This is a genomic window from Pseudomonas sp. 05N434 (genome assembly GCF_056396965.1).
Genome location: NZ_JBFTMK010000150.1, coordinates 1 through 9,215, shown reverse-complemented (window position 1 = coordinate 9,215; position 9,215 = coordinate 1). Strand labels below are relative to the sequence as shown.

General features: G+C 59.1%; 11 protein-coding genes. 3 read left to right on the top strand and 8 right to left on the bottom strand.

What is annotated here, in order from left to right; genetic code table 11:
- Nucleotides 1-91 precede the first annotated feature (91 nt).
- Entirely contained in the window at nt 92-904 is an 813-nt protein-coding gene (locus AC1DLB_RS12225) for a class I SAM-dependent methyltransferase (protein ID WP_064617012.1), read from the bottom strand.
- Nucleotides 905-941: 37 nt separating this feature from the next.
- Nucleotides 942-1,214, bottom strand: a complete 273-nt coding sequence (locus tag AC1DLB_RS12220; RefSeq protein ID WP_018928052.1) for a DUF4242 domain-containing protein — start codon at nt 1,212-1,214, stop codon at nt 942-944.
- A gap of 232 nt (nt 1,215-1,446) precedes the next feature.
- Here AC1DLB_RS12220 and AC1DLB_RS12215 point away from each other — a divergent pair, with 232 nt between their 5' ends.
- The gene (locus AC1DLB_RS12215; protein ID WP_018928053.1) at nt 1,447-1,905 is read left to right on the top strand and encodes a GNAT family N-acetyltransferase; all 459 of its coding nucleotides are present in this window, start codon (nt 1,447-1,449) and stop codon (nt 1,903-1,905) included.
- A gap of 17 nt (nt 1,906-1,922) precedes the next feature.
- Here the strand turns inward: AC1DLB_RS12215 and AC1DLB_RS12210 are convergent, their stop codons facing one another.
- From AC1DLB_RS12210 to AC1DLB_RS12200, 3 genes are all read right to left on the bottom strand, one after another.
- Entirely contained in the window at nt 1,923-3,131 is a 1,209-nt protein-coding gene (locus AC1DLB_RS12210) for a cytochrome c biogenesis protein DipZ (RefSeq protein ID WP_018928054.1), read from the bottom strand.
- 88 nt (nt 3,132-3,219) lie between these two features.
- Nucleotides 3,220-3,450 carry a hypothetical protein gene (locus AC1DLB_RS12205; RefSeq protein ID WP_477744558.1) on the bottom strand — a complete coding sequence of 77 codons (231 nt, stop codon included), beginning with the start codon at nt 3,448-3,450 and terminating at the stop codon, nt 3,220-3,222.
- A 50-nt stretch (nt 3,451-3,500) separates the two neighbouring features.
- Nucleotides 3,501-3,764, bottom strand: a complete 264-nt coding sequence (locus AC1DLB_RS12200; RefSeq protein WP_019649304.1) for a DUF2790 domain-containing protein — start codon at nt 3,762-3,764, stop codon at nt 3,501-3,503.
- Nucleotides 3,765-4,081: 317 nt separating this feature from the next.
- Here AC1DLB_RS12200 and AC1DLB_RS12195 point away from each other — a divergent pair, with 317 nt between their 5' ends.
- Both AC1DLB_RS12195 and AC1DLB_RS12190 read left to right on the top strand, forming a co-directional pair.
- Nucleotides 4,082-4,822, top strand: a complete 741-nt coding sequence (locus AC1DLB_RS12195; RefSeq protein ID WP_477744557.1) for a response regulator — start codon at nt 4,082-4,084, stop codon at nt 4,820-4,822.
- Complete coding sequence (locus AC1DLB_RS12190; RefSeq protein ID WP_477785054.1) at nt 4,819-6,129, top strand: ATP-binding protein; 1,311 nt, start codon at nt 4,819-4,821, stop codon at nt 6,127-6,129. The genes AC1DLB_RS12195 and AC1DLB_RS12190 overlap by 4 nt, the downstream gene beginning before the upstream one ends.
- A 202-nt stretch (nt 6,130-6,331) precedes the next feature.
- Here AC1DLB_RS12190 and AC1DLB_RS12185 read toward each other — a convergent pair whose 3' ends face one another.
- From AC1DLB_RS12185 to AC1DLB_RS12175, 3 genes are all read right to left on the bottom strand, one after another.
- Nucleotides 6,332-6,655 (bottom strand): hypothetical protein, encoded by a 324-nt coding sequence (locus AC1DLB_RS12185; RefSeq protein WP_028941042.1) that lies wholly within the window; start codon nt 6,653-6,655, stop codon nt 6,332-6,334.
- Between the two features lie 348 nt (nt 6,656-7,003).
- The gene (locus AC1DLB_RS12180) at nt 7,004-7,387 is read right to left on the bottom strand and encodes a hypothetical protein (protein WP_477744556.1); all 384 of its coding nucleotides are present in this window, start codon (nt 7,385-7,387) and stop codon (nt 7,004-7,006) included.
- Nucleotides 7,384-9,215 (bottom strand): RHS repeat-associated core domain-containing protein (locus tag AC1DLB_RS12175; protein ID WP_477785053.1); only part of this gene is annotated, 1,832 nt, incomplete at its 5' end. The genes AC1DLB_RS12175 and AC1DLB_RS12180, both read right to left, overlap by 4 nt.

Genomic DNA, 9,215 nt, shown 5'->3' with positions numbered 1-9,215 from the left:
AGAATGCACCGCGGTTTTTCAGGTATTACGCGTCATCGTTCTTCGCGGGCAAGCCTCGCTCCTACAGGATTTTCGTCGCTCCGTTCCCGGTTCAACGCCGGGTGATCACCACCTCCAGGTATTCGCTTGGCACCACCAGCGACCGCTCTCCCGCTCGGTTCAGGCGCTTGAGCAGTTCCGTCAGGTCGTGTTCCAGGGCGGCGGACCCTTCGGGTGGCAGGGTCGCAAAAGCCTTGTGAACCGGGCCATACCAGGTGCGGAAGGTGTCGATGAAATGGGCGGCCGAACGATAGCGGAAGTTGAATAAGCGTCGTGTCACCTGAAGCACGAAGTCGCGCTGATCGAAGTGCGAGTGCAACCACGCTTCGGAGCCCCAGTTTGAAGGTGGTTGAGCCCCTACGGGTGGCGGCATGTGGCGCCCCAGGACCTTGAACATCTGGCCGACAAAGCCCTCGGGCGTCCAGTTGGCAAGGCCAATCCGGCCTCCCGGACGACACACCCGCGCCAGTTCCGCAGCCGCCTTGGGTTGATCCGGGGTAAACATCACCCCAAAGGTCGAGAGCACGGCATCGAAACTGGCATCCTCGAAAGGTAGCGCCTCGGCATCGGCCACCTGAAAGGTCACGTTCAGGTGTTCCGCCCGTGCCCGGTCTTCGCCACGCTCAAGCAACTTGGCCACATAGTCGGTGGACGTGACCTTACAGCCCCGGCGCGCAGCGGCAAGCGTGGCATTACCGTTGCCCGCAGCGACGTCCAGCACCCGCTCATCACAGAGCAAGTCACAGGCTTCGGCCAATAGCTCGCCGACGATCTGTAGGGTGGTGCCGATCACGGCGTAGTCGCCGCTGGCCCACGCAGTCATCTGACGGTTTTTCAGGGCGGTGAGATCAATGGGTGTGCTCATGAAGTCTGCTCCGCTGCGGGTTGGAACGCGTCCCGGCTTACTCCGCCGTGGTGGGATCGATGATGTTCACAACTCGGGAAACGCTGTTGATCGGAAAACCACCTTGTTTGGCATGCTCCCTGATGAGCTCCTCGCTCGGCGCGATGTACACGCAATAAATCTTGTCGCCCGTGACGTAACTCTGCTGCCATTGCACTTGCGGCCCCAATCCACGCAACACATCGCAGGATTTTTGCGAGATCGCTTTGAGTTCCTGCGGCGGCAGTGCGCCAGCTCCTGGAAGCTCGCGTTCAATAATGAACTTAGGCATAACCCTCTCCCTTTCATGATGGTGATGGCAGGGTCGCAAGTGACCCCGTCCACAAACTAAAGCTCCCGGACAGGTATCCGTCCTGCCCGGTCGTCCGGCAGACTCACGAAATGCGCCGGTCTCCGATGCATGGTCATGCGTTTGTAACGCAGGATTAACACCCGGCCCACGGGATTGCCGATGCGCCATGAATCAGCTCTTATGGGCCACCGTCTTTTGAAAGGATTCCCCCATGCCTCGCCTGGACTGGCTCGCTCACCACATGCACCACAGCGACATCTTTGCTTCATGGATTCACCAACAATTCCACTATGAATACGCCGACCAGCCCTTGCCTCAGTGGCAACGGGAATTCGCTGACGGCCAATTTGACGGCACATGGCAATGTTTGATCGCCCTGGATGAAGACCGCCTGCTGGGTGGTGCGGCACTGGCCGCCGCCGACCTGGCTCACCGGCCTGACCTGGGTCCTTGGCTGGCTTGTGTGTTCGTCACACCCCAAGCAAGGGGAAAAGGATTGGCGGAGCGTTTGATTGAAGGGATATGCGCGCAGGCCAGGGAACGTGGCGTGGCGAAGATCTATTTGCACACCCGGGACCAAAGCGATTACTACGCCAGACGCGGATGGACAGTGCTGGAGCGTTTTCAGGCCTGGGAAAACGACCAATGGCTCATGGTGCGCAACCTGTGAGCCATTGATTGGAAAGGTCACGCGGCAGGCGCCTTGGCCTCTTCCAACAGCTGCCGGATCATCTGCTCCTGAGTCTCGTAGCGACCCTCGCCAAAGTGGCTGTAACGCACCTGCCCCTTGGCATCGATCAGGTAGTGAGCCGGCCAGTATTGGTTGTCGAAGGCGCGCCAGATCGCGTAGTTATTGTCGATCGCCACCGGGTAGGTGATACCGAGTTTTTTCACCTGATCGCGAACGTTGTCGAGGATGCGTTCGTAACCGTATTCCGGGGTGTGCACGCCGACCACCACCAGGCCGTCCTTTTCATATTTTTTCGCCCAGTCCTTCACGTAGGGCAAGGTGTGCTGGCAGTTGATGCAGTCATAGGTCCAGAAATCCACCAGCACCACCTTGCCGCGCAGGGAGTCGTTGCTCAGCGCTGGCGAGTTGAGCCATTCGACCGCGCCGGAGAGTGACGGCATCGCACCTTTGGCCGCGTCCATCGGGTCGGCCTTGACCTTGCTGACCAGGTAATCGACCACTTTCGGTACGGTTTCCAGCACCTGCTGTTCAACGGTCGTGACGCCTTCGGACGAAGTGCCGGCGAGCAGCCTGTTATCGGTTCCGGTGGCGATGACTGCCGCCGCGACCAACACCCCGGCACCGGCGCCGCGACGCAGCCAACCGGTGACCGGAATCGACGGTTTCAAGCGATTGACCAGGCCGCGACCGGCGAAGATCAAGGTGCCCAGTGACAACGCGCTGCCCAGGCCATACGCCACCAGCAGCAGACTGGTCTGCACGTTGGCGCCTTGCAGCATGGCGCCGGTGAGGATCACCCCGAGGATCGGCCCGGCACACGGAGCCCAGAGCAGACCGGTGGCGACGCCAATCATCACCGAGCCCAGCGGGCCGGACATTTTGCGAGTGTTGGGGTCGAGGCGATTGCCCAGCAACACGAACGGTCGCGCCAGCCAGCCGCCGATGCGCGCGGAGATCAGCGACAGCGCAAACAGCACCATCACGATCAGCGCCACATGGCGGCCGGTGTTGTTGGCTTGTATCACCCAATCGCTGCTGACCACGGCCAGGCTGGAGATCAGGGCGAAGGTCAGGGCCATGCCACCGAGGGTGAGCAGGATCGAGGTGCGTGTGCGTTTAACACCGGCAAACAGAAACGGCACGACCGGGAGGATACAGGGGCTGAGGACGGTCAAAATGCCGCCCAGGAATGCGATGAGAAACATGGGGATCACCTTGAATATACGAGTCCGATGTGGGAGCGAGCCTGCTCCCACACTGGGAATATTGAGTTCATCGGAACAGTGCCTGGCTTCAAGCCATCTGGTTTTCCAACTGCTGGCCCTGTGGCGTCCGGCTGGAGCCGTTCTCTGCAAGCAATTGCCCCTGCGGTGTGCGGCTGGAACCATCCTCAGCCACCAGCGGCGTCAGTTGGAAGCAGGTGCTGCTACCACAGCTGCTCTGTTCAACAGCCGCGTTGGCATGAGCGGCGACGCCGGCTATGGAAAAGACGATGGCGGTCAAAAAGCGGGTGGCGTTGTTCATGGAGTTATTCCTGTTTCAAAAAAGGGATTGATAACGGGTGAGCAAAGGACTCAGTTGTCTTCGTTGCAGTTGTCAGCGAATTTGCGGTAATCAAGGGCCTGGGTTTTGCCTTGGGAATCCAGGTAGGTCATCCGCGCATTCACAATCCCGCAGGAAGGCGTGGCGTCCTCTTTCATCGACAGCACTTTCTGGATGTCCAGGTGCGTGCCATAGGTGTAGGTTTGCGGGGTGACATTGGCTTCGGCCCGGGCCGACAAGGTGCAGATGTTCAGGGCGGCAAACAGGCAGGCGGCGTAGACGGCTTTGGTATTCATGGTGGTTTCCTCGGGGCTTCAATGGGTCAATCGTTGCCAAATCGTTGATGGGGCCGAGGCGGTTTGGGTTTGCCTCGATGGAAGCCATTAGAAGCCCGCGAGGTATCCCGTCTGTGTCTGGAACAGGCGCGAGTAAATTGCTATGTATCAGCACCGGCCGGCGATACACAGCGATACAAAACCCCTGAAACCGGCTGTTTTTGCGTCCCCGTGTATCCGCCGACAGGCCAGATACACTGCAATACAAACCGCTGCGGGCGAGCGAGCCTTGACTCGGTAGACTGCGCGAAAACTCCTACTCAAGAGGCATGGCGACCATGGAACACGTCGATCACATTCTCATCGTGGACGATGACCGCGAGATCCGGGAACTGGTAGGCAATTACCTGAAGAAGAACGGCCTGCGCACCACCGTGGTGGCGGATGGACGGCAGATGCGCGCGTTTCTGGAGACCACGCCGGTGGACCTGATCGTGCTCGACATCATGATGCCGGGCGACGATGGCCTGCTGCTCTGCCGTGAGCTGCGCGCCGGCAAACACAAGGCCACGCCGGTGCTGATGCTCACCGCGCGCAACGATGAAACCGACCGCATCATCGGCCTGGAAATGGGCGCCGACGACTACCTGGTCAAACCGTTCGCCGCCCGTGAACTGCTCGCCCGGATCAACGCCGTGCTGCGCCGTACGCGGATGCTGCCGCCGAATCTGGTGATCACCGAAAGCGGTCGCCTGCTGGCGTTCGGTCGCTGGCGCCTGGACACCTCGGCCCGGCATCTGCTGGACCAGGACGGCACCATGGTCGCCCTCAGCGGCGCGGAATATCGTTTGCTGCGGGCGTTCCTCGATCATCCTCAGCGGGTGCTCAATCGCGACCAGTTGCTCAACCTGACTCAAGGACGCGACGCCGATCTGTTTGACCGCTCCATCGATTTGCTGGTCAGCCGCTTGCGTCAGCGCCTGCTGGACGATGCCCGGGAACCGGCCTACATCAAGACCGTACGCAGCGAAGGCTATGTGTTTTCCCTGCCGGTGGAAGTGCTCGGTGCGCCGTCATGAACCTTGCGCTGCACTGGCCCCGCACGCTGGCCTCGCGGCTGTCGCTGATTTTCCTGATCGGCCTGATCCTCGCCCAGGCGCTGTCCTTTGGCGCGCAGTACTACGAGCGTTATGAAAGTGCGAAAAATACGATGTTGGGCAATCTGGAAACCGACGTTTCGACCTCCCTCGCCATCCTCGACCGCTTGCCCGCCAACGAACGAGCGAGCTGGCTGCAGCGCCTGGAACGCACCAACTATGGTTATCTGCTGWATGAAGGTTCGCCCGGCACACCGATGGCGCCCAGCGATGTGCCGATTGCCGTCCCCTCGATTCAGGACGCCATCGGCCATGAATATCCGCTGACTTTTACCGACATCCCCGGCCCGAAGAAACACTTCCAGGCCCACCTGAAATTGAAGGACGGCAGCCCCGTCACGATCGACGTGCGCCCCGCGATGGTGCCTTTGTCCCCGTGGTTGCCGGCGGTATTGCTGGGGCAACTGGCGCTGCTGATCGCCTGCACCTGGCTGGCCGTGAGAATCGCCATCCGCCCGCTCACCCGCCTCGCCCAAGCCGTGGAAACCCTCGACCCCAACACCCACGCCGTGCACCTCGACGAAAAAGGCCCGACCGAAGTCGCCTACGCCGCCAGGGCGTTCAATGCGATGCAAGCGCGTATCGCGGCGTATCTCAAGGAGCGCATGCAACTGTTGGCGGCGATTTCCCACGACCTGCAAACCCCGATCACGCGCATGAAACTGCGTGCCGAATTCATGGACGACTCCAGCGAAAAAGACAAACTGTGGAATGACCTCGGCGAGATGGAACACCTGGTGCGCGAAGGCGTGGCCTACGCCCGCAGCATCCATGGCGCCACCGAGGAAAGTCGCCGCACCGATCTGGATTCGTTCCTCGACAGCCTGGTGTTCGACTATCAGGACATGGGCAAAGACGTGCAGCTGGGCGGCAAAAGCGCCGCAGTCATCGACACCCGGCCCCATGCCTTGCGGCGAGTGCTGGTTAACCTGGTAGACAACGCGCTGAAATTCGCTGGCGCGGCTGAGTTGTGGGTGGAAACGAAGGCGGACGGCAGCTTGTCGGTGAAGGTCATGGACCGAGGGCCGGGGATTGCCGAAGAGCAATTGGCCCAGGTGATGCAGCCGTTCTACCGCGTGGAGAATTCGCGTAATCGCAGCACCGGCGGGACCGGGTTGGGGTTGGCGATTGCCCAGCAATTGGCGCTGGCGATTGGCGGGGCGCTGACCTTGAGCAATCGCGTGGATGGTGGGTTGTGTGCGGAGCTCAAGTTACCGAAGCCCCAATAAGCACCGCCCATCCAATGTAGGTGTGGTGTTTGGGGGATTGTGTGCAGTCAGGCCCTTGTGGCGAGGGAGCTTGCTCCCGCTGGGCTGCGCAGCAGCCCCAAAACCTACACCACGGATTAGCCAGACACACCGCAGAATTCGGTTTACGACTGCTGCGCAGCCGAACGGGAGCAAGCTCCCTCGCCACAAAAGCCACTCGACATTATTCCGAAGGCCGAGCCCGCAACCGCCGTCCAATGACATCCAGCACATCGCACCCATCCCGTAACGGAATAGCGCAGAGCAAGGCAAAGTCACTGAGAATGAAGGATTCGCACTCGACTGAACCGCGCATCGACATGTTCTCAAGCACCTGAGTGACTGCGCGAATTCGATAGCTGGCAGTGTCATACAAAACATCGATCGGCGCGTGGGTATCGACGAACAGGGTGGGCATGTCGGTGCAGTTGCCGGTGAGGGCCATGAAGCGGTTTTCGGGGTGGGGGATTGGTTTTTCGTAGGGTGGATCGGGTGTAAGCGTCTTCATTGATTTAAGTCCTAACGTATGGATTGAAGCCGCCAGAAATCACTTCCACACGAATAGGTGGCGGCTGTACGCAGGTGTGGAAGACCGGGACGTTAGGCACCCGGCGCACTCGAAAGCGCCCCGCGCACAGCCACCATGAAACACAGACGATAAAAAACGCCGAACTGGTGGCGCTTGATGCGCCTAACGATAGAAGGGCTTCCACGCCCTGTCACTGAATTTGCAGTGACCTCCCAAAGACTATCGATGAGGCGCGCTGCGCACCAGTTCATGGAAACCGCTACAACTTGAAGGAAACTTCCGACGACTTTGCCCAGAAATTTCGCACCTCCGTAAGAAATGATCTATTCAGACACCGGTGGGAAATAAGGTAATTTTCTTAAATTCCAGATCTACAAATACTGGAATATCCCCAGTGAATCCAACTACCTCAAGAAGCACGACTGATCCGTCTAAATCGACAGCCGCAACTCCATCCGCATCAATAGACATTATTCTTCCTGTCAAATTTATAAAGCCGTTTGCTACTTCAATCGAATACACATCTTTCAACGCGCGATGAGCATTCACCCCCCAAATAACCTCCTCCATAACTTCTAACTCGACATCATAAAGCTCGCCTAATTTTGGTGTTCCGGCATTCCAAGCTGCTATCGCCGAGCCGAGTACGGTTGAAAATTCCACAAAATTCTCATTTTTTATGAGAATCATTTTATTTATGGTCACATTCATTTTGGTTTCTTCGGCAATGGAACTCGGACTACGGTGCTTTCAACATTCATCACATTTTCCTTTAGTTCGAGTATCCACTTTTCCTCATGGTAATGATGCTTACTCGGGTTGCCTCCCATTTCATGAGCTCCATAGCGGATACTTCTTTTCCCATCTGCCGACACCAATCTGTCAGGATCCGGACTCCTCGTTCGGGGATGACTATGTGTGTACGGACCATCACCTAAAAACTCTTCCCATTTATTAGTGGCATCCTGCGGTTTAACTGGCTTATTAGCATAGGTTTCTTTGTGATATCCCGCCTGGGGCGTATTCCGAGACACCTCTGGTATTTGAGGTTCTCCGTCAGTCGCTGCCGCCTTGCCCGAAGGTTCTTGCCCACCGATAGACGGTTTCTTACATTTATCTCCATCGGGACAGGTACTCAACCCCAACGGATCAACCCACCCCGTCGGATTCGGCGTGTACTGGTACTGGTTCAGCCCACCGGCCAGCTTGATCGGATCCGGCGTCAGATACCGCCCCACCTGCGGATCATAGTACCGATGCCGGTTGTAGTGCAGACCACTCTCGGCGTCGAAATACTGCCCCTGGAAACGCAGTGGTTGCTCGAGCTGCTCGCCTCCACCGAGTGCCTGATGCGTGAGCTTGCCGTAGGCGTTGTACTTCGCCGACCAGACAATCTCGCCACCGAAATCCGTCAGTTCCTGCRGTGTGCCCAGGTGATCGAGCTGGTAGTAGAACGGGCAGGCCTTTTTCGGGCCTTTGCCGTCGAGCATGGCCAACGGGCGGAAGTTGCCCGGCTCGTAGACGTAGCTGCGGTAGTGCTCTTTGCTGCTTTCAGCGACGACTTGGTCGCCCTGCCAGAAGAACTCGGTAGTTTGGCCGTCGACGGTTTTGGCGATGCGGCGGCCGAAGGCATCGTAGCGATAGCTCGCGCAACTTCCATCCGGCAACGTGACGCCGACCAGCCGATGCTGGCAGTCGTAGCGGTATTCGGTGACGAGTTTTTGCGCGGTGCCACGGCGTTCGCGGATCAGGTTGCCGAAGGCGTCGTAGTCGTAATGGCGGTCGCCTTGCATCAGCAGGCGATTGCCTTTGACGGTCGTCGGGCCGGGGCGGTCCTGCATCAGCAGGTTGCCGGCKGGGTCGTGGGCGAAGCTTTCCGGTGGGTCGTCGCGGGTGTGGCGGACGCGGGTCAGCCGGTTCAGCGGGTCGTACTGGTAACTGCGCTGGCCGTGGCGGGTGTCGGCGATGTGGTCGAGATTGCCGTTGAGGCTGTAGGCATAGTCGCGGCGGTACAGGCTTTTTTGCTGTTGACTGACGGCGTGGGCCTTTAGCCGGCCCTGTTCGTCGTAGGCATATTCGCTGAGCAGCAGGCCTTGCTGGCGCTGTAGTTCTCGACCGGATTTGTACGTGTGGTTTGTAAGACGTGTGCCATTAAGGTCGATAGCCGTCAGCGCACCACCCTTGGCGTGGTGGTAGTCGAGCTTGCTGCCATCCGGCAGGCGCAGGCGGTTAAGTTGGCCGCAGGCGTCGTAGGCATAACGCAGCGTGCCCCAGCCCTGATGCTCGGTGATCAGCCGGTCCTGCTGGTCGTATTCGAATTCCAGCGGATGGTCGTGGCCGTCGTCGACGCTGACCAATCGACCGAGGCTGTCGTAGCGGTATTGGACCTGGATGCCGTCGGGCAAGGTTTTGACTAACAGCCGTCCTTCCGCATCCCGCTCGTACCCGGTAACCAGCTGCGAGCCGTCATCGCCGAATTCGGTTTTCTCCAGCAGATGGCCGTTGAGGTCGTAGACGTAGGCGGTGCGGCGGCCGTCGA